The organism is Acinetobacter sp. ANC 3832 (genome assembly GCF_002135415.1).
Classification (GTDB): Bacteria; Pseudomonadota; Gammaproteobacteria; order Pseudomonadales; family Moraxellaceae; genus Acinetobacter.
The window spans coordinates 141,953-167,973 of record NZ_NEGJ01000005.1; the positions used below are offsets into that span (position 1 = coordinate 141,953).

The window sequence follows — 26,021 nt, forward strand, 5'->3', positions numbered from 1 at the left end:
TGACTTTAACAGAATTATTCCTCTACTCATATACAAAAGCATGGAAATTTACTGTCTACAAAGTCAAAGTATGTTCAAGTTTAGTGGTAAATATTTAATATTTTTACTCTCATTTTGGGTAAGTATTTCATCATTGAACCATCACATTGTACCAACAAACTATTTTATTTAATTTTCAAATCTTTCTCACAATTCTAAGGTAAAATAGCCCGCCCTGCATAATCCCCTTAGAGTTTAATAAGCCGACGACGTATGAAGCAGCAGTTTCCTTTAAAAAATGTTCAACAAGAAAAGCGCATCTTTCGTGGTCGAGTCTACTTTGCCACTGGCTTAGTGACGTTTTTTTTACTCCTTCTCGTCGCACGTTATGCTTACTTACAAATTTTTCATTTTGAAGAGTTTAGTGATGCTGCTGATAAGAACCGTATTCGTTTACAACCGATTGCACCTGCACGTGGCTATATTTATGACCGTAATGGTATTTTACTTGCAGACAATTACCCCGTCTTTACAGCCACATTAAGCCGAGCAGATGTTGTCGATATTGATGATACGTTAAAACGTCTTGTTCCTATTATTAGTCTGTCTCAAGAAGATATTGATCGTTTCCAAAGTCGAATCAAAACTGCAAAGAAAACTGAACGTGTTACGCTCAAACTCAATCTCACAGAAACCGATATTGCACGTTTTAGTGAAGTTAAATTCCAGTTCCCTGGGGTTGATATTGAAACGCAAATGACGCGTTATTATCCTCATGGTGAATTATTTGCGCATGTCGTGGGTTATGTCGGTCGAATTAATGACAAAGAATTAAAAATCATTGATAAAGATGCTTATGCAGGCACCAACCTGATTGGTAAAATTGGTGTAGAAAAATCGTATGAAGATTTATTGCATGGCACACCAGGCTATGAATCCATTGAAGCAGATGCTCATGGCAATGTGTTACGCCATTTAGGTCGTAAAGAATCTACGCGCGGTAATGATTTATATCTATCCCTTGATTATGGTTTACAAAGTGTTGCTGCTGAACAATTAGCGGGTCGTCGTGGTGCAGTTGTTGCTATGGACCCTCGTACAGGTGAAATCCTTGCTTTGGTTTCGAGTCCAAGTTTTAACCCCAATTTATTTGTAACGGGTATCGGACATGACGATTATAGTGCCCTACGTGACAATCTCGATCAGCCGCTTTATAACCGTGCCTTACAAGGAACTTATCCTCCTGGATCAACCATTAAACCGATGGAAGGTTTAGGTGGTATTCACTTCAAAACTGTCGATTGGGGCACCACGATTTCAGATCCTGGGTATTTCCATTTACCAGGTGATTCACATAAATTCCGTGACTGGAAAAAAACAGGTCATGGCGCTGTAAATCTACATAAATCGATCGTGATTTCATGCGACACCTATTTCTATATCCTATCTTATCAACTTGGTATTGATCGGATGAATGAGTGGATGCGTCAGTTTGGTTTTGGTGAAAAAACTGGGGTAGATTTACCAAGTGAAAGTTCTGGCTTATATCCAAGCCAAGAATGGAAAATGCGTACGCGTAAGAGCAAATGGCTGAAAGGTGAAACCATTTCAGTCAGTATTGGGCAAGGTGCATTTACTGCAACCCCATTACAGTTGGCGATGGCAACCGCCATTACCGCCAATCATGGAGCGCATGTAACCCCACACGTTTTAAGAGAATCTAAAGGCGCAAAAAGCCACCCAGTACATAACGCGCCAAATGGTAAAATCAACTTTAGCGGCACAGATGAAGACTGGATTAAAATGCGCGATGCTATGGTTGATGTGATTCAAACGGGTACAGGTCGTGGTATTCGTACTCCGATGTATCAAATCGCAGGGAAAACAGGTACAGCTCAGGTCAAAAGTATTGCACAGGGTAAACGCTATAACGAAGCATCATTAACCAGCCGCCAGCTTGACCATGGTTTATTTGTTGGATTTGCGCCCGCAGAAAATCCCGAAATTGCCATTGCTGTGATCTGGGAAAATGGCAAACATGGTGGTTCGGCTGCTCAAATCGCTCGTCCTGTATTTGACTATTGGATGCTAACACGTAAGAAAAAACCCATTATTCCGCTGAGTCACCAAATGAGTGGTGGTTTAATGACAGCTGGTATTAAACCAGGTGAATTACCAAGTGGTGAAACACCACTCACGACCAATCCAAATGCTACACCAAAACCAAATACTGGACAGACCACAACAGCCCAACCAGTGACTCAGGCTCAGCCTGCAACAACCACAACGGAAATTAGTGAATAACGTGAAGAATCAGTTACGTATAATTGGTGGAGAGTGGAAGCGTCGTGTACTTCCCTTTGCAAGCATTGAAGGATTACGTCCTACACCTGATCGTGTCCGTGAAACACTATTTAACTGGCTTATGTGGGATGTTCAAAATACTCAGGTATTGGATTTATGTGCAGGTTCGGGCGCTTTAAGCTTTGAGGCTCTCTCTCGTGGTGCAACACATGTCATGATGATTGAACCCAATGCCACACAAGCAAAATTCCTCAAAGACAATCTGCAATTACTTAAAGCTGAAAATTGTGAAATCAAAATCATGACAGCTCAAAAAGCCTTGGCCACGTTAAAAACAGAATTTGATTTGGTTTTTTTAGATCCACCCTATGCCCTAGATTTATGGCAAGAACTTGCACTAAAAGTTAACCCGCTGATTAAAAATCAAGGTTATATTTATGTAGAAGCGGATCGAGATTTAAATCTTCTTAATCTACCGCATACTTGGCATTTAGAAAAACAGACTAAAGCAGGTGTTGTCCGCGCAGGTCTATATAAAAAACAAGCATCATAAAAGATTATTAATAAAAAGTGCGCATTCAATGCGCACTTTTTATTAGATATGACATGACTCATTCAGCGATTAATATCGTGGATCATTCCAATCGGGGCGATTCGGTCTACCATTGTCCCAGTTTGGTCTATTATCATTATTCCAATTTGGACGGCTTGGTCGATTACCATTATCCCAGTTCGGACGATCACGGTCATGCCCATGTCGGTTAGGATGCTCATCATAAGGCGCAACAATACAGCCTGTTAATGACACAACAATCAAGCCTAATGCTAAAACTTGCTTAATCATACTTATACTCCCTCAAGTACTTTGAATAATTTTAGAATAACCTTGAGATATGTAGAGCTACTGTATGTTGTGTTTTTTCTTGTATGAGGATGTTCTTTATTGGTTCACAAGTAATATAGGCAATTGTTTTCAATCATTTAAATTCATAATTTTTAATTCAATATTTCAAACTTCTTAACCAAAATATTCGAATCAGTTGACCACGATCATAAGGAAAGCTCGATAAATATTCGTAACCGATTCTATTTCTATCGTTTATTTTAAATTCCATTCCGTAACCAAAAGAAATCGTCAGTTCCTGCAAACCCTCAAGACTAAACTCACCCGAGCCCAATCTACTTTTAAGATCACTTGAATTAAATGCAGTGTAATTAAAAATACGTATTCGTTCATTCTTATAAAATTGATTTTGCAAAATATTATAATTTTGTACATCATGATCATGTTCTTGCGCTAATTTTTGTTGTTCTAAATTAAGTCCTAAATCAATCACATCTTGTTGAGGTTGTATTTTAGTCAGATTTTCATGAGCCGGCTCGACAAAAAATAACGCATCGTGAGAATCACTCAATGCACATATATCATTCATACATTTTTTAAAACCATCTATTGTCAAAGTATCGATTTTAAAATTTTCAGCAATAGTATTTCCACAGATACAACACAGTGTAATAAACAGAGCGGGAACATGAAATAAATGATGTCCGAAAATGAGTAATACTCCATCAATAAAATAAGAGAAATGTATCACATTTTATAAAATATTCAGACTCATAAGACAACTCTAAATTGATGATAAAGTCATTTAACATTTTGCTCTTTTACTTCACTTGTTAAAATTTTAACAACAGATCAATGCTAAAATTAAAAGAATATTAAATAGATAAATGGATGAAAACAATGGAAATCCGTAACCAAATTATCCTTGTGACAGGTGGTGCAAGAGGATTAGGGCTTGCCATTACACATGCACTGATTCGTGAAGGCGCAAGAGTTGTTGTGAATTATCATAATAGTGAACAATCTGCTCAAGAACTGTTAAAAAAATATGCTGAACAAGTCTTTATTTACCAAGCTGATGTCACCAATGCAGAACAAGTAAAGACAATGTTTATCAAAGCAAAAAATCATTTTGGCCATGCAATTACATCTGTCATTAATAATGCACTACTGGCCTTTAAATTCGATGGCGATCAACGTCCAAAAGTTGAAGATTTAACTTGGCAGGCCATGCAACAACAATTTGATAGTGCTGTTTTAGCCTCATTAAATACCACGCAAGCTGCCTTAGAAGACATGAAGAAAGATCATTTTGGTCGCATTATAAATATTGGAACCAATTTAGTACAAAATCCTGTTGTTCCTTATCATGACTATACAGCGGCAAAAGCTGCATTACTGGCATTTACTCGAACTACTGCCCATGATTTAGGTCAATATGGGATTAATGTCAATATGTTGTCAGGTGGGTTACTCAGAAAAACAGATGCCAGTCGTGCCACACCAGATCAAGTTTTTGACTTTATTGCCTCTTCAACACCTTTGCGAGAAGTAACGACTCCTGAACAATTTGCAGATGCTGTTTTATTATTTTTATCACCGTGGTCACGTGCTGTAACAGGTCAAAATTTAATTGTTGATGGTGGTTTAGTCAAAGGCTAAATCCATCATTTACATATAAAAAATGGGAACCTTTAAGGCTCCCATTTTTTATTGCTGATTTAATTTAAAAGTTTAATTTAATGATTAAATTAAACCCTTATTTTTCAACACTTGGAACATAGTTGAACCCAGTTCAGCAGGACTACGTGTGTACGCCATTCCTGCACGTTCAAATGCAGCAAATTTCTCTTCCGCCGTTCCTTGACCACCAGAAATGATCGCACCTGCGTGACCCATACGCTTGCCTTTCGGTGCTGTTACACCTGCGATATAACCTACAACGGGTTTAGTCACATTCGATTTGATGTATTCAGCAGCTTCTTCTTCAGCAGTACCACCAATTTCACCAATCATAATGATTGCTTCTGTTTGTGGATCTTCTTGGAACAGTTTCAAACAATCAATCTGGTTCATCCCCGGAATTGGATCACCACCAATACCAATACATGTGGATTGACCTAAACCAAGCTTCGTTGTTTGAGCAACGGCTTCATAAGTCAATGTACCAGAACGTGAGATAATTCCGATTTTGCCCGGTTGATGAATATGACCTGGCATAATGCCGATCTTACATTCACCTGGGGTGATAATACCTGGGCAGTTTGGTCCAATAAGACGTGCATTATTGCCATAAGTTTCCAAATAGCGTTTTGCTTTTAACATATCTAATGTTGGAACACCTTCAGTAATCACCACGATTAACTCAAGACCTGCATCAATCGCTTCAATCACAGAATCCAGTACAAATGGTGCAGGTACATAGATAGAGGTCGCTGTCGCGCCTGTTTCTTTGACCGCTTCACGCATAGTGTTAAATACAGGCAAACCAATATGCGTTTGACCACCTTTACCTGGTGTTACACCACCAACTACTTTTGTACCGTATGCAATAGATTGCTCAGAATGGAATGTACCATTCTTACCTGTAAAGCCTTGTACCAATACTTTTGTGTCTTTATTTACTAATACGCTCATGATTGATACTCCTTAAGCTTTCACTGCAGCAACAACTTTTTCTGCGGCATCAGCAAGCCCATTCGCAGAAATTAATTTAAGACCCGATTCATCTAGTAATTTTGCACCAAGCTCTGCATTATTCCCTTCCAAGCGAACAACAACAGGTACAGTTACATTTACTTCTTGAACCGCTGCAATAATTGCTTCTGCAATCATGTCACAACGTACAATTCCACCAAAAATATTAATCAGAATTGCTTCAACTGTTGAATCAGACAAAATAATTTTGAATGCTTCAATCACGCGATCTTTGGTTGCACCACCACCAACATCAAGGAAGTTTGCTGGCTGACCACCATAAAGTTTAATGATGTCCATGGTTGCCATAGCAAGCCCCGCACCATTCACCATACAACCAATGTTACCTTCAAGTGCAACATAGTTTAAGTCAAACTCAGATGCTTTTAGCTCACGCTCATTTTCTTGAGATTTATCACGCATCGCTAAAATTTCAGGCAAACGATATAACGCATTTGAATCAATACCAATTTTGGCATCAACACATAAAATATCGCCATTTTCACGAACTGAAAGCGGATTAATTTCAAACAACGCAAAATCATTTTCGATGAAAGCTTGATATGCACCCACCATCAATTTTACAAATTGATTGATCTGACCATCTTTCAAGCCCAATTGGAATGCAACTTCACGTGCTTGAAAAGGCATAAGACCCACAAGTGGATCAACTTCTACTTTAATAATTTTTTCTGGAGTTTCTTCAGCAACTTTTTCAATTTCAACACCACCTTCAGTCGATGCCATAAAGGTCACACGACGAGAAGAACGGTCTACCACTGCACCTAAGTAAAGCTCACGCTCAACGGGATAAACATCTTCACAGACTAAAAGACTGTTTACAGGCTGACCATGTGCATCGGTCTGATAAGTCACTAAACGTGTACCTAAAAGACTTTTAGCATACTCAGCAGCTTCTTCACGAGATTTAACAACTTTTACACCGCCTGCTTTACCACGACCACCCGCATGTACTTGGGCTTTCATGACTGCAAATTTTCCATCAATTTTATCAAAGGCAGCAGAGGCTTCTTCTGGAGTGGTTATTAGGATGCCTTCTTGGACTGGCATACCATATTTTTTTAACAGCGTTTTCGCTTGATACTCGTGTAGATTCATTAGTTTACCTTTTACTACTTTTCACGTTGTTATTAACCACCAATACTTAGACTTTCATCGCAATAACTATTGGCATTTATTAAAATTTGTTCTTTTAGTTTTAGATGATTATTCAATTAAAAACAACCATCAAAATAGAAAAGAGCGGTCGAAACCGCTCTTTTTTTGTTTTATTTACGTTTACGCTGAATCGCGTGAATCGCTCGCCCATCGACTGCCAGAGCAGCTTCATGTACGACTTCAGAATATGTTGGGTGACCGAAAGTCATTAATTGTAAATCTTCAACAGAAGATACAAATTCAAGAGCAATCATCCCTTGATGTACGATATCAGAAGCACCTGGACCAATAATGTGCATACCCAATAAACGATCTGTTTTAGCATCCGCAACAAACTTCACGAAACCAGCAGATTCGTTCGCAGCCAAAGCACGACCATTTACAGCAAATGGGAATTGACCTGTTTTAACTTCATGACCTTTTTCTGACGCTTGCTCTTCAGTTAAACCTACCCACGCCGCTTCTGGGTGTGTGTAAATTACGCTGATGATTGTGTCATAGTTGATTTGCGCTGCATGACCATGCATACGCTCAACAGCCATTACGCCTTCTTCCATGGCTTTATGTGCAAGCATAGGACCACGGACTAAGTCACCAATTGCATATACACCATCAACAGACGTTGCACACCAATCGTTCACTTCAACTAAACCACGTTCAGTCAATTTAATGCCTGAATCTGCAGCCAATAAACCTTCTGCATATGCTTTACGACCGACACAAACAATCAATTTATCGAAAGTTTGAGTTTTGTCTTCGCCCGCTTGGTTATATTGAACAGTCACTTCACGACCGTTAATTTCTGTACCAGCAACTTTAGCGCCAATACGAATTTCTAAACCTTGTTTAGTCAAAAGCTTTTGATAATCTTTTGCCAAAGCTTTATCAGCCATTGGTAAGAATGTATCCATTGCTTCAAACACAACAACTTCAGAACCTAAACGGCGCCATACAGAACCCAATTCAAGACCAATTACACCTGCACCAATCACACCCAAACGCTTAGGAATTTCTTGGAAATCTAAAGCACCAGTAGAATCAACAATTAAGTCTTCATCCACTTTTGCTACAGGAATATTCACTGGAACAGAACCAGTCGCAAGAATTACGAATTTAGGCTCTAAAACTTGAACTTCATTCCCTTCTAAAGGTGTGAATTCAACTTTTTTACCTGCAAGTAATTTACCTGTACCTTGTAACCACTCAATGCCATTACCTTTCAGTAATTGTGCAACACCGCCAGTTAAATTATCGACCACTTTATCTTTACGTGCTAAAAGCTTAGCAAGATCAAGTTGTACATTTTCAACTGAAATACCATGCACATCTAAGCCATGAAGCGTGTCTTCATAGTGATGAGATGAGTCAAGAAGTGCTTTAGATGGAATACAACCCACGTTTAAGCAAGTACCACCTAAAGATGGTTTACCTTTATGTACGCGTTTTTCGATACAAGCAACTTTGAAACCAAGTTGTGCAGCACGAATCGCTGCTTCATAACCACCTGGACCACCGCCAATTACAACTAAATCAAACTGTTGAGACATGTTTATCTCCATAAACCAAGATAGAGGATCGCCCTATCTTGGATATTATTTTAATGGTCAGTATTAAAGATCAAGAATAAGTCTAGCTGGTTCTTCTAACAATTCTTTGATTGCTACAAGAAAACCTACAGCTTCTTTACCATCGATTAAACGGTGGTCATAAGAAAGCGCTAAATACATCATTGGCAAGATTTCTACTTGACCATTTACAGCCATAGGACGTTCTTGGATTTTATGCATACCCAAGATAGCCGTTTGTGGCGTATTCAAAATTGGTGTAGATAACAATGAACCGAAAGTACCACCATTAGTAATAGTGAACGTACCACCAGTCATATCTTCTATACCTAATTTACCATCACGCGCTTTACCAGCGTATGCACGAATACCATTTTCAACTTCAGCATAGTTCATACGATCTGTATCACGAAGAATAGGAACCACTAAACCACGTTCAGAAGAAACTGCTACGCCGATGTCATAGTAACCGTGGTAAACGATGTCTTCGCCATCAATTGAAGCATTTACCGCTGGGTAGCGTTTAAGCGCTTCAGTTGCAGCTTTAACAAAGAAAGACATAAAGCCTAGACGAGCACCATGACGTTTTTCAAACGCATCTTTAAATTGTGCACGCATGTCCATGATTGGCTTCATGTTCACTTCGTTAAACGTCGTTAACATTGCAGTATTTTGAGTCGCAGCAAGAAGACGTTCAGCAACACGCTTACGAAGACGAGTCATTGGAACGCGTTTTTCAACACGCTCACCAACAGCAACACTTAAAGGTGCAACAGCTGGTTTAGTTTGATGATTTGCAACATCTTCTTTCGTGATACGACCACCACGGCCAGTACCAGAAACGTCTGATGCAGGAATACCTGTTTCAGATAATGCTTTACGCACTGCTGGAGCTTGGTCTTGAACTTGGGCACGTTCAACAACAGGTGCAGCACCTGCTTCAGTTTGTGCAGCAGCTTGTTCAACTTTCTCTTCAGATTGAACCGCTTGAGTTTGAGCAGCGCCAGATACAGCACCCTCTTCAAACTGAGCAATCACTTCAGAAGAAAGTACAGTGTCGCCTTCATTTTTAATGATTACAGAAATCGTACCATCAGCAGGAGCAACTACTTCTAAAACAACTTTATCAGTTTCAATGTCACAAATAACTTCATCACGTGAAACAGCTTCACCTGGTTGTTTGTGCCAAGTTGCAATTGTTCCGTCAGCAACTGATTCTGGGAATACCGGTGCTTTAATTTCGGTTGCCATTATTTAGTCTCTCCTGATTGATCAGCTACGATCGCAAGTGCGTCATTAACGAGCTGAGCTTGTTGTTTTGCATGTAAGTATGGTGAACCACAAGCCGGTGCCGCAGAAGCATCACGACCTGCATAGCTAATACGAACTTGTTTACCAGATTTCATTACGCCTTCATATAAACGAGGTGCAATGAACAACCAAGCGCCTTGGTTTTTCGGTTCTTCTTGACACCAAACGATTTCTTGAACGTTTGGATAAGTCGCAAGAACTTCTGCAATGCGTTGTTCTGGGAATGGATACAATTGTTCAACACGTACAATTGCAATGTTCAAGTTCTGTTCACGACGTTTTTCAAGTAAGTCGTAATAAACTTTACCACCACAAAGTACTAAACGTGTTACATCCGCTTTGTTGATTTGATCGACTTCATCAATCACAGTTTGGAATGTACCCGTTGCAAGTTCTTCTAAAGTAGACGTTGCAAGTTTGTGACGAAGCAATGACTTAGGTGAAGTCACGATCATTGGTTTACGAATTGGACGAATCGCTTGACGACGCATTGCATGGAAAATCTGTGCAGGCGTAGTCGGTGTGATCACTTGCATGTTGTCTTCTGCACAAAGCTGTAAGAAACGCTCTAAACGTGCTGAAGAATGCTCAGGACCTTGACCTTCAAAACCATGTGGAAGAAGCATGGTTAAACCACACACACGTTCCCATTTAGTTTCACCCGAGGCGATAAATTGGTCAATTACAACCTGTGCACAGTTAGCGAAGTCACCGAACTGGGCTTCCCAAATTACTAAGCTTTTCGGTAAAGTCGTTGCATAACCATATTCAAATGCAAGCACAGCCATTTCTGACAACAATGAGTCATAAATTGCAGTACGTGGTTGATTTTCTTTAATATGGCAAAGCGGAATATAGACAGAACCATCTACTTGGTTATGTAATTTTGCATGACGATGTGAAAATGTACCACGACCAACATCTTCGCCTGTCAAACGAACCAAATAACCATCATCAAGGATTGTTGCATAAGCTAAAACTTCTGCTGCACCCCAGTTCAACGGCATTTCGCCTGTTTGCATTTTCAAGCGATCATCAATCACTTTAGATACTTGACGTTGCATCACGAAGCCTTCTGGAAGCTCACGCATTTTTGTGCCAAGTTCTTTTAAACGTTCGATTGGGAAAGTAGTATCCCAAACGTCTGTATAATCGTGACCTAAGTAAGGTTTCCAATCTACAAACATCTTGTCATTTGGTTCAAGAACCAAGGCATTCGCAACGTGCTTACCCGCTTCAAGGTCAGAACGATAGTCTTCTACCATTTGATCTGCAGCTGCACGGTCTACTATGTTTTGTTGAACCAATTGATCTGCATAAAGCGTACGTGTGGTCGCTTTTTTGCTAATCACTTGATACATCATTGGTTGAGTTGCTGCTGGTTCATCCGCTTCGTTATGACCACGGCGACGGTAGCAGAACATGTCAATCACAACATCTTTGCGGAATGTATGACGGAAATCATGTGCCAATTGCGTAACAAATAATACAGACTCAGGATCATCACCATTGACATGGAAGATCGGTGCCTGAATCATTTTTGCGATATCTGTACAGTATTCTGTAGAACGCGCATCACGTGGATCAGATGTTGTAAAACCAACTTGGTTATTCACAACAATATGAACCGTACCACCTACTGTATAACCACGGGTTTGTGACATTTGGAAAGTTTCTTGGTTTACACCCTGACCAGCAAATGCAGCATCACCGTGAACAATGATTGGTAATACGTCATCACCACCAATGTCTTTACGACGTACTTGGCGTGCACGTACAGAACCTTCAACGACAGGTCCAACAATTTCTAAGTGTGATGGGTTAAATGCCAATGCCAAGTGAACTTCGCCACCTGGTGTCATCACATTCGATGAGAAACCTTGGTGATACTTAACGTCACCAGAGCCTTTTTTATGAATTGATTTACCTTCAAACTCACCAAACAAATCAGCTGGATTTTTACCCATGATGTTTACAAGTAAGTTTAAACGACCACGGTGTGGCATCCCAATCACAACTTCTTTACAACCTACAGCACCTGCACGTTGAATCAGTTCGTTTACCATTGGAATGAAAGACTCACCGCCCTCTACACCAAAACGCTTCGCACCAACATATTTATTGCCGAGGAATTTCTCTAAACCTTCAGCAGCTGTTAGACGCTCTAAAACGCTTTTCTTTTGTTCAGCAGAATAACCAAACTGACCACGTGTGCTTTCTAGGCGTTGTTGAATCCAACGTTTTTCTTTAGTGTCAACAATGTGCATATACTCAACACCAACCGAAGCACAATAAGTTGCTTCCATTGCATTGACCATTTCACCCAAAGTCGCTTCAGTTTTACCAATCGCAAGATTCCCTGCATTGAAAACCGTGTCTAAATCTGATTTCGTTAAACCGTGTGTAGAAAGGTCAAGATCAGGTACGTCTTCACGCTTTGCTAAACCAAGTGGATCTAATTTTGCTTTTTGATGACCACGGTTACGATAAGCAGCAATCAGTTGTAATACACCGATTTGACGACGTTCGTGTTCAGTACTAACTTCGCTTTGAACAACGGGCTGAACACGACTTGAATTGCGACCCAACAAAAGGAATTGTTCACGGATGTTGCCGTGTGGTTGGTCACCTTTCGGAAATTTATCAAAGTACGCTCTCCAATCATCACCAACAGAAGTTGGAGAAGATAGGTATTGCTCGTAAAGCTCTTCAATATACGCTGCACTATCAGCGGAAAGTTCAGTGTCAAGACGCATTGCGTCAGCAACTTCTTGCATTTGTGGACCCATTTCCTATTGCAAAAACATTACAGGATGCTTTTTAAGCACACCCATGATTGATAATGCCAAATTGGTAAAATGACATTCACCCTTCATAGCTCTAATGACCACGGGGCGTTATTACACATCGGTTTTTTCCAACGTGTTCAATGAATCATAACGCCTCCATTGGCATCATCACTCATTCATATACTCGGTCGAAACCGAGCAATTTTTTGCAAATCGTCTTAGAAAAAATAAATTCACGATTTAACTTTTCTAAAACGGTTTCAATCTCTATTTTATAAACTTAAGTTGCGCATTCTTATGTTGAAAAAATGTACATTAAACAGCGACTTTTTCACATATAGATATTTGTTAAATCCTAACATGAAGTCTCGTATCAATTGATTTTTTTGACACATACCATCCATAAATTAGCTAAATACAACTACAACTTTTTCATTTATGATGTCGCGCTGCATCTAAATTTTAGATCTACTTAATATAAAAAACATATCGATGCTTATTTCAAATAGCAAAAAAGAGCGCATTTTTCCAAACTGCCCTCTCCTCTGTGTTACATCATAACATTTTTATTCATGCTTATGCAGACTATTCCGCAATACCAGAATATAGCTTGAACTCATATTAAACGATTCAAGCCATGTTTCATTACATAAGTAACACAACAAGAACGAATCAAACCAATGTATAAAAGACTGATATTCAAACTAAATACATAAATACTTTTTAAGAATCCATAAAAAAGAGCACATATCAAATGACATGTGCTCTTTTGCGTACAGTATTAACCTGCTTGGTCAAACAACATGCTACGGATGTGACCGATCGCTTTTGTTGGATTCAAACCTTTAGGACAAACTGATACACAGTTCATAATACCTTTACAACGGAACAACGAGAACGGGTCATCAAGACGAGATAAACGATCTTGAGTTGCTGTATCACGTGAATCGATGATGAAACGGTATGCATTTAACAATGCAGATGGACCCAAGAATTTATCAGGGTTCCACCAGAACGATGGGCAAGCTGTTGAACAACATGCGCAAAGAATACATTCATACAGACCATTCAAATGATCACGTTCTTCAGGTGACTGTAAACGTTCTTTTGGAGGAGCTGGCTGATTGTTAATCAGGAAGGGTTGGATTTTGTCATATTGATCATAGAATTGGTTCATATCAACAACCAAATCTTTAACCACTGGCAAACCAGGAAGTGGACGAATCACGATTTTTTCAGGTAAATCGTTCAAATTCCACAAACAAGCCAAACCATTTTTACCATTAATGTTCACACCATCCGAACCACAAATACCTTCACGGCATGAACGACGGAATGTTAATGTTTCATCCTGTACTTTTAACGCAAGAAGAGCATCAAGCAACATACGGTGCTTATCAGTCAATTCAAGTTTAAAAGTTTGCATGTACGGTGCTTTATCCTTATCAGGATCATAGCGGTAGATTTCGAAAGTACGAGTGCCTCTACTCATCTTTATTCTCCTAATTAGAATGTGCGTGGTTTAGGTTCAATAGCATCAACAGTTAATGGTCTGTAACGTACTGGTTTGTATTCAAGACGGTTGTCTGATGAATACCACAAAGTATGTTTCATCCATTCATCATCACGACGACCATAAGAGTATGTCGGATGATCTGCAGGCAATTCATAATCAACAACGGTATGTGCACCACGACATTCTTTACGAGCAGCAGCAGAAATTAATGTTGCTTTTGCGACTTCGTATAAGTTTTCAACTTCCAAAGCTTCAACACGCGCTGTGTTAAACACTTTAGATTTGTCTTTTAAGTGGATATTACGTACACGTGGTTCAATTGCAAGAATTTGCTTAACACCCTCATCAAGCAAAGCTTGAGTACGGAATACACCCGCATGATCTTGAACGATGTCACGAATGGCATCTGCAACTTCTTGAGCATTTTCACCTGAAGTTGACTCATCAAGAAGACGCATACGTTTCATGGTGTTCACTAAAGCAGTTGTAGGCACTGGCGTATAGTCATCACCGTGATGTTTAGTCACGTAATCAATGATGTGTTCACCCGCAGCTTTACCAAATACCACAAGGTCAAGCAGTGAGTTTGTACCTAAACGGTTTGCACCGTGTACAGACACACAAGAACATTCGCCAATCGCATAGAAACCTTTAACAGGTTTTACATAGTTGCGATCAGGATTATTCGTTGTATAAACATCAGTTGTTTTATCATAGCCAGCTTCCAAAGCTACAGTTTCTGCAGTTTCTGGAATAACAACTTGACCATGAATATTTGTCGGAATACCACCCATTTGATAATGGATTGTAGGTACGACAGGAATAGATTCTTTAGTGATATCTACGTTTGCGAATTTCTTACCAATTTCAAATACTGATGGTAAGCGCTTCATAATCGTATCAGCACCCAAATGTGTCATATCAAGAAGGATATAATCACCTTTAGGGCCACAACCGCGACCTTCTTTGATTTCTTGGTCCATAGAGCGTGATACGAAATCACGTGGTGCCAAATCTTTCAAAGTTGGTGCATAACGTTCCATGAACGGTTCGCCGTCTTTGTTACGAAGGATTGCACCTTCACCGCGACAACCTTCCGTCAACAACACGCCCGCGCCCGCAACACCCGTTGGGTGGAACTGCCAGAATTCCATATCTTGTAATGGAATACCTGCACGCGCCGCCATACCAAGACCGTCACCAGTATTAATATAAGCATTGGTTGATGCACGATAAACACGACCAGCACCACCCGTAGCAAATAATGTTGCTTTTGCTTGGAATACTGCAATATTACCCGTTTCTTGGTCAATTGCAGTCACACCAATCACAGTACCATCATCTTCACGAATAAGATCAAGTGCGATCCATTCAACAAAGAATTGAGTACCCATTTTTACGTTGCTTTGATACAAAGTATGCAATAAAGCATGACCTGTACGATCGGCAGCAGCACATGCACGTGGAACTGGTTTTTCACCATAGTTCGCAGAGTGACCACCAAATGGACGCTGGTAGATTGTACCGTCAGCATTACGGTCAAATGGCATACCCATGTGCTCTAATTCATAGACCACTTTAGGCGCTTCACGACACATAAATTCGATTGCATCTTGGTCACCTAACCAGTCAGAACCTTTTACCGTGTCATAGAAGTGATAGTGCCAGTTATCATCTTGCATATTACCAAGAGATGCACCAATACCACCTTGTGCCGCAACAGTGTGTGAACGTGTTGGGAATACTTTAGTCAGAACTGCTACTTTCAAACCAGCTTGAGCAAGTTGATATGAAGCACGCATACCTGAACCACCACCACCGACGATAACTGCGTCGAAAGCTTGGCTTGGAATATTTGAATAATCTTCTTTAGGGGTTATAGCGCCCATGACATTTTCCTATCAATTTGCCCAAAAAATCTGGATCGCCCAGATTGCATATGCAATGACAGCAATAATTACTGCTGAAGTCAGCACAAGGCGTACACCTGGAGCTGAAGGACCCATTTGACGCGTAGTCACATAGTCAGTGAATACTTGCCACATGCCGATCCACGCATGCGCAACAAGAGATAAGACTGCCAATAAAGAAAGAATCTTCATTGGTAATGTCATCATAAAGCCGTACCACTGCTCAAAGTTAAAACCGCTATTGCAAAGGATCCAACCAAAAACGATAACAGTATAAACAGCCAGTACAACAGCACTTACGCGCTGGACAAACCAGTCACGAGAACCTGAACCCGAAAAACCAGTAGCACTTTTCATTAGAGTACGATCCATACAAATGCTGCAACAATACCAATTGCAGACAAGATTAATGCGATAGTAGATGCAACACGGCCACTTTGCAGCTCTTCCGCAATACCTTGGTCAGCAAGCAAATGCTTAACACCCGCAATAAAATGGAAAATTAAGCCGGCTACGAATACCCATACGACAAAACGTACAATGAAGCCACCAAGAATTGCCTGAACTTGAGCAAAACCTTCTGGTGAAGACAATGATTTGTCTAAAAGCCACAAAAGTACCGGTACGAGTAAAAATACGATGACACCAGAAAGACGGTGTAGAATTGATGCAATAGCCACAGGGGATTTTAAGTTTACTTCTAAAACTTGACCCATGGACAAATTGACAGGTCTGTTGCTTTTCACAGCGGGCATCCTGTAAGTAAAAACTCCGTCCGGAGTTTGTTGGAATTAATTCGAAGGAAAGCTGGCATTATTAGACTTCTACAATATTTATGCAGCGTCTAATTTTAAAACGACAGGGAATTATAAAACGTGAGCTGTCAAAATACAAACGATGTAAGGTGGCTTTTTCTTTAAAAAAGTCTCAAATAAGAATCATTTACAATGATTTCATCTGTATTTTGTATTAAAAGCCTACAGCTAAAAACCCTATCTTATTATTTTTTATAACTTTAGTTAGAAACACTTTGACTCTCCTATTTATTATCAATTGTTTTTTTAATTTTAGACTAAAGAACAACATTACGGACAATTTTGTCCACCACGGTATAAATGCGTTTTATCAGTGCATATTTATTATAAAAAAGTACCATTTCCTCTGGTGATACCTCCTGCTATTTTATTTTCAAATACTCATTATTCATTTTAAATTATTTGACTTACATGTTTATAAAAGAAAAGAATGACTTAGTTTATAAATACACATCTTTTATAAAGCTTCTTTTTTTAATATTTGAATATTTTTAGTACGCTCAAATCATGCCTTTTTAGTTTATTTGACTATTTTTCATACTTAAATTTACTATACAAGAATCATTTTTTAATCAAACAAACACTAAAATGAAAAAAAATATTTCAAAGTTTTAGCTGAATAATTTCCACCCAAATATAACAGCAAGTCAAATGTAAGTTATGAGTTTTATATGCTTTTAGCATAATCAACGTAATTAAAGGATCTATACAAAAATCATCAATTCTGAACAAAAATGCCCTTCCCGCTTTACCAAATATGATTATTTTTCTGCACCTCTCTCTGAATTTGCCTTATTATACTGTCCCGATGCTGTAATTTAACATTCTCTACATATGAGTTTGTTAGACTAACCTACTGTGGAAACATAATTTTTTATCCATAAGTATAATTGACAAAATTTCAGTACTCACTAAGCTTAAAGCAATTTTGATCCGTCTAATTCCTGCATTAAAAAATGAAACTGCGAGTTAGATAAAATATTCACCAGGACAGGAGATCGATTAAATGTCTGAAGCAACTGGCAAAAAAGCCGTATTACAGCTCGATGGCAAAGAAATTGTATTACCAATTTACAGCGGCACATTGGGGCCAGATGTAATCGACGTTAAAGATGTGTTGGCCTCAGGTCACTTTACTTTTGATCCTGGTTTTATGGCTACAGCTGCATGCGAGTCTAAAATCACTTTCATCGATGGTGATAAAGGTGTTCTTTTACACCGTGGTTATCCAATTGCACAACTTGCAACTCAAGCTTCTTACCTTGAAACTTGCTACCTTTTGTTAAGCGGTGAACTTCCAACTACTGAACAAAAAACAGACTTCGAAAACAAAGTACGCAACCACACAATGGTTCACGACCAAGTCAGCCGTTTCTTTAATGGTTTCCGTCGTGATGCTCACCCTATGGCGGTGATGTGCGGTGTTGTTGGTGCGTTATCTGCGTTCTATCACAATGGTTTTGACGTTGAAAATGTTGACCATCGTGAAATCACTGCTGTTCGTTTAGTTGCTAAAATTCCAACTTTAGCGGCTTGGACGTACAAATATACAGTGGGTCAACCGTTCGTTTACCCACGTAACGATTTAAGCTATGCAGAAAACTTCTTATATATGATGTTCTCTACACCAGCAGATCGTGATTACAAAGTTAATCCAATCCTTGCGAAAGCAATGGATCGTATTTTCACACTTCATGCTGACCATGAACAAAATGCTTCTACGTCTACAGTACGTTTAGCTGGTTCTACTGGCGCTAACCCATATGCATGTATCGCTGCGGGTATTGCTGCACTTTGGGGACCTGCTCACGGTGGCGCAAACGAAGCTGTACTGAAAATGCTTGATGAAATTGGTAGCGTTGAAAACGTTGCTGGCTTCATGGAAAAAGTTAAAACGAAAGAAGTTAAACTTATGGGCTTCGGTCACCGAGTTTATAAAAACTTCGATCCACGCGCTAAAGTAATGAAAGAAACGTGTGATGAAGTTCTTAGCGCGCTTGGTATTAACGATCCACAACTTGCACTTGCAATGGAATTAGAACGTATCGCATTAAGCGATCCGTACTTCATTGAACGCAAACTTTACCCTAACGTAGATTTCTACTCAGGTATCATCCTTAAAGCGATTGGTATTCCAACAGAAATGTTTACGGTAATCTTTGCACTTGCACGTACTGTTGGCTGGATCAGCCATTGGTTAGAAATGCACAGCGGTCCTTACAAAATCGGTCGTCCTCGTCAACTTTATACTGGTGAAGTTCAACGCGACATCAAACGTTAATTCGTTTCGCGTTCTGACTGAACAAAAGAGCCACCCTTCGGGGTGGTTTTTTATACCTAAAAACTTCAGAGAGATAGCTTTAACATTATCTTTCGTCCTATTCACTTAAAAACTAAATAAGCTCACCTTATTCTCAAAACATAATCAATCATCTACATTTAAACCCTAAACCATTCCAAATAACTTACGTCAACATTAGTCTCACTAAAGCAAAGGATTTGATATACGAAGCCCAATGAACTCCTTAATCTAGTTTTAGCATAAAATAATAAAAACCCTGAAAAATCAGGGCTTTTGTATCAAATTAAATAATTAAGATTTAACATTATAATTATTTAAATCCAACTCTTTCAGTTGTTTTCTTAACTCATTCAATGACCAAGGCCATGCTGCAAAGTTACGACCATTTTCATCAAGATAATAAGACTTACAGCCACCTGCATTAAATACTGTCGTTTTCAAATGCTTCTGTAATTTCACATTATGATAATCAACAACATCTTTCTTAATTTCAAAACGCGGGAATTTTTGATCACGCATTTTCAAAAGACCATTCACAATATAGCCAATTTGCGCTTCCGCAATCCCAATGAATGAATCATAAACCAAGATGTTTGGCCCCAAGACCAAGAATGCATTCGGTACATTTTCAATACTGGTACCTAAATAAGCTTCAGGCGAACTATCTTTCCAGCGTTCAGCAAGGATTTTACCATTTGCATCACTTACACGCTTTCCAATTGGAGGATGAGACACTTCAAAACCTGTTCCCCAAATAATAACATCGACTTCATGACGCTCACCATTTGCAGAAATAACCGTATTACCATCAATTTCAACCAAACCATGCGGAATCAAACTTACATTGTCTTGTTGTAATGCAGGATAATAGTTGTTTGCGAACAATAGACGCTTACAACCAATATCAAAATTTGGCGTTACATTTTTACGTAACTGATCATCACTAATTTGTAAACGTAACAACTGACGGCTAATCACATTAATCGGTTTTAAAATTTTAGGATTACGTAAACCAAAATTAATACCATTTAAAATCTGTGCAATGCTGTTACGCCAAGTTTTCTGGATGATTGGGAAACGACCAATAATACTTTTAGCAGTATCATTTAAATCCATATCCGCTTTTGGCAATACCCACGGCGCAGTACGTTGGAATACAAATAATTCCCTCACTAAAGGTTGTACTTGTGGAACAAACTGAATTGCAGATGCACCTGTACCAATCACAGCAACACGCTTATCTGTTAAATCATAATCATGATTCCAACGTGCTGAATGGAACATCTCACCTTTAAAGGTTTCAAGACCTTTTAATTTCGGTAATGATGGTTCTGTAATTGGACCTGTAGTGAAAATCACTGTTTTAGCTTGATAAGAACCTTTAGATGTTTCTAAATTCCAAATACCTTTTGTCTCATCCCACTTTGCACTGATCAACTCATTATTGAACTCAATCTTTCCACCTAGATTATATTTCTCAACAACTTCTTCCAAATAGGTCAGAATTTCAGGTTGTTTCGCGAATAAGTGGCTCCATTTATGGCTTGGCGAAAATGAGAAGGAATATAAAGCTGAAGGAACATCACAACCGCAACCTGGATAATTATTATCACGCCACGTACCACCGACTCGGCTGGCTTTTTCAAGTACGATATAATTGTCATAACCGACTTGATTCATTTTATGTGCTGCAGCAATCCCTGAAACACCTGCACCCACCACAATCGTGTCATACACATGTACAGGTACTGGTTGTTTCTGAACAAGTGCTTTTTGCTGTGCAGTTTCATCTTTTTGCACAGTACCAGCTTTTTCACTTTCTGTTGCTTTTACTTCAGGTTTTTCAGTCGTTTTCGGCTCAACTTTCACTTCTGCTTTTGGCTCAACTGGTTTTTTTACAATTTCAGGTTTTACTACATCACCAACTATTTTAACTGATGATGTTGTTTGTTCTGTTTCAACTTTTTCAGCCGCTGTTTTTTTCTCGATCTTTTCTTCTGGTGCAAGATCCAATGTTGTTTCAGTTGTCATCTCTATGTTCTCAATTCTTATTTCTTAAGGTATTTATTAAATATTGGATAACCAATGCCCAGCATTTTTGCATATAGGCTTGGTGAAGCACGCTTCATTAACCAGAACAGTTTTGCATCGGGCTGTGGAATGGTATACAACTTACCTGCATCCAAATTATTCAAGGTTTTAATGGCAACTTTGTCACTGGTAGTAAATGCATGATCCATCAGTAACTTATCTGCAAGCCCTGAATAATGACTTGGCAAACGACCATTTTTCATAATATTGGTCGGTACAAGTGTTGGGCAAAGCACATTCACACTGATTTTATCTTTACGCAACTCTGCTGAAAGTGTTTCAGAGAGTGCCAAAACACTCGATTTAGTCACATTATAGGCTGTCATTTCAGGTGCTGCGGTATACCCTGCTGCCGAAGCAACGTTAATAATTGCGCCATAGCCCTGTTTTTTAAACTTCGGTACAAAATAGTGACAACCATGAATCACGCCCCAAAGATTCACATGCATACACCATTGCCAATCATCTAATGACACTTCATCAAACTTACCGCCTAAGCCTACACCTGCATTGTTAATTACCAATGTTACAGGATGACCGAGTAATACTTCTGCTTCATCTGCAAGTGCTTTGACTTGATCTTTATTCCCCACATCACACTTCACAGCAAAAGCTTTGCCTGAAGTTTGTGACTGAATCAATTTCACTGTTTCATTTGCTGCATCTAAATTAATATCTGCACAAACAATTGCCCCACCACGCTTTGCAAGTTCCATTGCAAAGCTACGTCCAATTCCACTACCTGCACCAGTAACTACAGCATAAGCATTCTGAGTTGGCTTGTGTTTTTTTGAAAAAATTCCCATTCATTTATTCCATTTATTTTTTTAATAACTTAATTAACTTTACACTTTAAGCTTAGGTGTAAATTCCTTAGTAATATAAGGCGTTAAAATACCATCTACTGGATTTAACAATCTTTCTTTGTAATATGCTAAAAATGCTGAAGTATCATGATCATTTGGATGAAAATCAGGGCGTAAATAGTCAAAAATATGTTTCCAACTACTACCATACACGCCATCTTCTAAACCAAACATTAAACCTGCACTTCTACGCACATCTTTCCAATGCGCCAAACTGAACAACTTTTTCGGTTCACGGTAAATAGGTACAATTAGAGAAGCTGCTGAAATTAACCCTAGGATTGTAATTAATGCTGGGAAAAATCCTGCAATACGCAATGCATAATTATTAGATAAGTGCTGATAAACATCATAAGCAATATCCTTATGCTCAGATTCTTCTAACATGTGCCACATCCAAATCGCACGTTGTTTTTCATCTTGAGACTTAAAGAACATATCTTCATGATTCATCATGTATTCAGCAAGTACCGCCGTAAAATGCTCAATTCCTGCCATCAATGACAATTTCATCGGTTGTGGTAAACGATTTAAGCCATATTCAAATACTAGACCCGCCAAGAAACGGAACAGTTTTACAGGCAAACCGCGTGCCAAATATGCATCATTTAAATCTTCATGTACTTTAGAATGCAATGCTTCCTGACCAATCAATGAAGTTACACGTTGTTTAAGTAGTGGATCTTTAATTAAATCACGATGATAACGTGCAGTATCGATCACCAAATCTTCACCAAATGTAAGGAAGATCGAAAGAGACGCAAAATAAGCACTTGCCTGTTCTGCATTCAGATAGAACCTATCATCCAATGTTTTAGAATCAAAGTCTAAATGTAAATGACGAATCGGAATAATTGCAGCTTGGTTTTCCAGACTGAATGGCGCAGCAGCAAAAATCTTAGCAACTGACTTTTTAAAAGGTTTGGTTATCATCATCATAACGGTATACTCTTTATTCAATTTATTGATCATTCGAATTCAGTCCTGAATATACGAACGCTCTTTTGAGTAAAAACTCTATTTCAATATATAAAAATTACGCTATTTTTTTAAACTTGTTATAGCATTTCAGATCAAACAATTAGCATTTTATGACTATTTGATAAAACTGTCTGACAATCCAATGAAAACGATTCACAAGTCACACTTTTATAATACATTTGAAGAGTTTTTGCATTTTTAATTTATATAATGTTAAGCCAAAGATCTAAAATAATGATTCAATAAGCTTTTATGATCAAAAATAAGTTCATGATCACTGTACAAAATTTTATTATTTCTTTGAAAAACAACCTTTACCGATATGCATCGTTAACATAAGCAACGTAATGTATAATTCATTCACATCAATAAGTGGTTTTACTCCATGCTCGGTGTTCATTTTTTTCTTTATAAGCTACTCAAATTAGATCGATTCAAATATCGTCCGCTTACAGAAGGCGAAATTCATATTGCAAAACAGGTGTTTGCAGATTTAATTGATTATGATCAAGTGAAAGTGATGAATCATCCTTTTTTACCTTGGCAACCTGTAGGCGTATTGATGGCACCCACGGGTTATATCCACTTAAAAAATGCTGATTATATTGACGACTTTTCGAAAGAAAATTTATCTTATCAATCTATTTTTGTTCATGAAATGGCGCATATTTATCAATATCAACAGCATATTAATGTCTTTCTCAAAGGCGCATTTTTACAAACTGCTTTATATCTTAGCTTAGGAAAATACAATCCTTATCACTACACACTTCAAGCGAATAAAGCTTATTTTGATTATAATATTGAACAACAAGGTGATATTGCGAAAGATATTTTTTTAAAGCGGATTGATAATATCATCTTAATAAACACAACTAAGTTATGAAATAAATATGAACTGATGAAATATTCATCAAATGATATTTATACAATTTTTACATGCAATAAGCCTACAAAACTCACTAGTTTTTATCAAAAAAATACTCTAAATTCGTTATTACAACAGGATACTGTTTAATAATATTTTTTATCTCTAGCATCTGAAATTTTTTTATATAAAATACTCAATGTCTGTAGTTTTTGCCTTGCAAAAAATAAAGATTTTTCAATCATTCATTGAATATTTTATGTTCCGCCCTTTGGGCAGTATTTGAAGTGTCGATTTACACACGACTGAATAACTATACATATACAAATCAGTATGTTGTGTACATATTACCCTATAGGAATAGGATTTAGTTTAAATGAAAAGTTATAAAATTGCCTTATCGCAATTCTCTCCATATGTTGGCAATATTGAATTAAATGTTCAACGTATGATTGAACAAGCTAACCAAGCCAAAAAGCAAAATGCGGATATTATTGTTTTCCCAGAACTTTCAACGATTGGCTATCCTGCTGAAGATTTATTATTACGCCCAAGCTTAACCAAACGTACTGCACAAGCTTTTGAACAACTGGCTTCTGTGAAAGATATCGTGATGGTTTTTGGCTTTGTGAATAATGCTGAAGATGGTCAACGCTATAATTCTGCTGCAGTGATGAAAGACGGACAAGTTTTAGGCGTTTATAACAAACAAAACTTACCCAACTATAGTGTATTTGATGAAAAACGTTATTTTAACGAAGGTCATCAACATCTTGTATTTGAATATTTAGGTCATAAATTTGGCGTTTTAATTTGTGAAGATGTTTGGTCACTTCAGACTGTTCAGCAACTTGCACAATTAAATGTTGAAACTGTATTGGTTCTGAATGCTTCACCTTATGAAGTCGGTAAACCACAGCATCGTATCCTCACATTAAAAGAACTTGCAAAGCAATTAAACCTACATTTGGTTTATAGCAACCAAGTCGGTGGGCAAGATGATTTAGTCTTTGATGGTACAAGTTTCATCATCAATAACAATGGTGAAGTGGCTTTCCAAGCACCTAGCTTTAAAGAAGACCTTTATATCATTGATTATGAAATTGAGAATAAAGCCTATAAAGCGGTTGCTCCTGCACCTGCTTTAGATACGATGGCTGAAATCTACCAAAGCTTAGTCATGGCAACACGTGACTATGTGCAACGTTCAGGTTTCCCTGGTGTCATTCTTGGTTTATCAGGCGGAATTGATTCTGCTTTGACTTTGGCCATTGCTGTTGATGCTATTGGCGCTGATAAAGTGCAAGCTGTTATGATGCCTTATACCTACACATCACAAATTAGTGTAGAAGATGCAACTGAGCAAGCGAAACGTATGGGCGTGACTTTTGGTATTGCCGAAATCCACCCAATCGTAAATAGCTTTATGCAGACTTTGTTCCCATTCTTTGGAAACTCACCTGCTGATGCGACTGAAGAAAACCTTCAAGCGCGTGCACGTGGCACATTATTGATGGGTTTATCGAATAAATTCGGTAACTTAGTGCTTTCTACAGGTAATAAATCTGAACTTGCTGTTGGCTATTGCACACTTTATGGTGACATGGTTGGTGGCTTTGCTGTATTGAAAGACGTTTATAAGACGATTGTTTTTGAATTGGCAAAATATCGTAACAGCATCAGTGAAACGCCTGTGATTCCTGAACGTGTGATTACACGTCCACCTTCAGCAGAATTGCGTCCTGACCAAAAAGACCAAGACTCTTTACCTGCTTATGATGTACTTGATGCGATTCTTTATGCTTATATTGAAGAAGATATGAGTCAAGATGACATTATCTCAAAAGGCTTTGACAAAGAAGTGGTTGAGAAAGTGATTCATTTGGTTGATCGCAATGAATACAAACGCCGTCAAGGCTCAATTGGTCCGCGTATTAGCTCACGTGCTTTTAGCCGTGAACGTCGCTATCCCATTGTAAATGGCTGGAAACCAGGTGTTTAATC

Annotated in this window: 20 protein-coding genes; 6 read left to right on the plus strand and 14 right to left on the minus strand. The window is 38.4% G+C overall.

The window, feature by feature from the left end; translation table 11 throughout:
* Positions 1-252: 252 nt before the first annotated feature.
* The gene (mrdA, locus tag B9T35_RS08865) at positions 253-2,283 is read left to right on the plus strand and encodes a penicillin-binding protein 2 (protein WP_086190759.1); all 2,031 of its coding nucleotides are present in this window, start codon (positions 253-255) and stop codon (positions 2,281-2,283) included.
* Between the two features lies 1 nt (position 2,284).
* Positions 2,285-2,836 carry a 16S rRNA (guanine(966)-N(2))-methyltransferase RsmD gene (rsmD, locus tag B9T35_RS08870; protein ID WP_086190760.1) on the plus strand — a complete coding sequence of 184 codons (552 nt, stop codon included), beginning with the start codon at positions 2,285-2,287 and terminating at the stop codon, positions 2,834-2,836.
* Between the two features lie 69 nt (positions 2,837-2,905).
* Here the strand turns inward: rsmD and B9T35_RS08875 are convergent, their stop codons facing one another.
* Together B9T35_RS08875 and B9T35_RS08880 are read right to left on the minus strand one after the other, a co-directional pair.
* Positions 2,906-3,127 carry a hypothetical protein gene (locus tag B9T35_RS08875; RefSeq protein WP_086190761.1) on the minus strand — a complete coding sequence of 74 codons (222 nt, stop codon included), beginning with the start codon at positions 3,125-3,127 and terminating at the stop codon, positions 2,906-2,908.
* Between the two features lie 157 nt (positions 3,128-3,284).
* Complete coding sequence (locus tag B9T35_RS08880; protein ID WP_228147110.1) at positions 3,285-3,716, minus strand: hypothetical protein; 432 nt, start codon at positions 3,714-3,716, stop codon at positions 3,285-3,287.
* Between the two features lie 311 nt (positions 3,717-4,027).
* On the opposite strand from B9T35_RS08880, the gene B9T35_RS08885 reads away from it, so the two are divergent.
* Complete coding sequence (locus B9T35_RS08885; protein ID WP_086190762.1) at positions 4,028-4,789, plus strand: 3-oxoacyl-ACP reductase; 762 nt, start codon at positions 4,028-4,030, stop codon at positions 4,787-4,789.
* Positions 4,790-4,873: 84 nt separating this feature from the next.
* Here B9T35_RS08885 and sucD read toward each other — a convergent pair whose 3' ends face one another.
* The 9 genes from sucD to sdhC form a co-directional block, all read right to left on the minus strand.
* Entirely contained in the window at positions 4,874-5,764 is an 891-nt protein-coding gene (sucD, locus tag B9T35_RS08890; protein ID WP_086190763.1) for a succinate--CoA ligase subunit alpha, read from the minus strand.
* Positions 5,765-5,776: 12 nt separating this feature from the next.
* The gene (gene sucC, locus B9T35_RS08895) at positions 5,777-6,943 is read right to left on the minus strand and encodes an ADP-forming succinate--CoA ligase subunit beta (protein ID WP_086190764.1); all 1,167 of its coding nucleotides are present in this window, start codon (positions 6,941-6,943) and stop codon (positions 5,777-5,779) included.
* Between the two features lie 170 nt (positions 6,944-7,113).
* Positions 7,114-8,550 carry a dihydrolipoyl dehydrogenase gene (lpdA, locus tag B9T35_RS08900; protein ID WP_086190765.1) on the minus strand — a complete coding sequence of 479 codons (1,437 nt, stop codon included), beginning with the start codon at positions 8,548-8,550 and terminating at the stop codon, positions 7,114-7,116.
* 63 nt (positions 8,551-8,613) lie between these two features.
* Positions 8,614-9,819, minus strand: a complete 1,206-nt coding sequence (gene odhB / locus B9T35_RS08905) for a 2-oxoglutarate dehydrogenase complex dihydrolipoyllysine-residue succinyltransferase (protein ID WP_086190766.1) — start codon at positions 9,817-9,819, stop codon at positions 8,614-8,616.
* Positions 9,819-12,656, minus strand: coding sequence for a 2-oxoglutarate dehydrogenase E1 component (locus tag B9T35_RS08910; protein ID WP_086190866.1), 2,838 nt, complete (start codon positions 12,654-12,656; stop codon positions 9,819-9,821). The genes odhB and B9T35_RS08910 overlap by 1 nt, the downstream gene beginning before the upstream one ends.
* A 793-nt stretch (positions 12,657-13,449) precedes the next feature.
* The gene (locus B9T35_RS08915) at positions 13,450-14,160 is read right to left on the minus strand and encodes a succinate dehydrogenase iron-sulfur subunit (protein ID WP_086190767.1); all 711 of its coding nucleotides are present in this window, start codon (positions 14,158-14,160) and stop codon (positions 13,450-13,452) included.
* Positions 14,161-14,174: 14 nt separating this feature from the next.
* Entirely contained in the window at positions 14,175-16,073 is a 1,899-nt protein-coding gene (gene sdhA / locus B9T35_RS08920) for a succinate dehydrogenase flavoprotein subunit (RefSeq protein ID WP_086190768.1), read from the minus strand.
* 12 nt (positions 16,074-16,085) lie between these two features.
* A complete protein-coding gene (gene sdhD / locus B9T35_RS08925) occupies positions 16,086-16,451 on the minus strand; it encodes a succinate dehydrogenase, hydrophobic membrane anchor protein (RefSeq protein ID WP_086190769.1) in 366 nt (121 codons plus the stop codon).
* On the minus strand, positions 16,451-16,849 hold the full coding sequence (gene sdhC, locus B9T35_RS08930; protein ID WP_086190770.1) for a succinate dehydrogenase, cytochrome b556 subunit: 399 nt from the start codon (positions 16,847-16,849) through the stop codon (positions 16,451-16,453). The genes sdhD and sdhC overlap by 1 nt, the downstream gene beginning before the upstream one ends.
* A 1,066-nt stretch (positions 16,850-17,915) precedes the next feature.
* Between sdhC and gltA the strand changes: the two genes are divergently transcribed.
* Positions 17,916-19,190 carry a citrate synthase gene (gltA, locus tag B9T35_RS08935; RefSeq protein WP_086190771.1) on the plus strand — a complete coding sequence of 425 codons (1,275 nt, stop codon included), beginning with the start codon at positions 17,916-17,918 and terminating at the stop codon, positions 19,188-19,190.
* 312 nt (positions 19,191-19,502) lie between these two features.
* On the opposite strand, the gene B9T35_RS08940 is transcribed toward gltA, so the two are convergent.
* The 3 genes from B9T35_RS08940 to B9T35_RS08950 are packed head-to-tail and all read right to left on the minus strand — an operon-like array spanning position 19,503 to position 23,104.
* Complete coding sequence (locus B9T35_RS08940; RefSeq protein ID WP_086190772.1) at positions 19,503-21,242, minus strand: flavin-containing monooxygenase; 1,740 nt, start codon at positions 21,240-21,242, stop codon at positions 19,503-19,505.
* A gap of 17 nt (positions 21,243-21,259) precedes the next feature.
* On the minus strand, positions 21,260-22,108 hold the full coding sequence (locus tag B9T35_RS08945; RefSeq protein ID WP_086190773.1) for an SDR family NAD(P)-dependent oxidoreductase: 849 nt from the start codon (positions 22,106-22,108) through the stop codon (positions 21,260-21,262).
* A gap of 39 nt (positions 22,109-22,147) precedes the next feature.
* Positions 22,148-23,104: a metal-dependent hydrolase gene (locus B9T35_RS08950; RefSeq protein ID WP_086190867.1), complete on the minus strand. Its 957-nt coding sequence runs from the start codon at positions 23,102-23,104 to the stop codon at positions 22,148-22,150.
* Positions 23,105-23,534: 430 nt separating this feature from the next.
* Here B9T35_RS08950 and B9T35_RS08955 point away from each other — a divergent pair, with 430 nt between their 5' ends.
* Positions 23,535-24,035, plus strand: a complete 501-nt coding sequence (locus B9T35_RS08955) for a hypothetical protein (RefSeq protein WP_086190774.1) — start codon at positions 23,535-23,537, stop codon at positions 24,033-24,035.
* Positions 24,036-24,393: 358 nt separating this feature from the next.
* A complete protein-coding gene (locus B9T35_RS08960) occupies positions 24,394-26,019 on the plus strand; it encodes an NAD+ synthase (RefSeq protein ID WP_086190775.1) in 1,626 nt (541 codons plus the stop codon).
* Positions 26,020-26,021 lie beyond the last annotated feature (2 nt).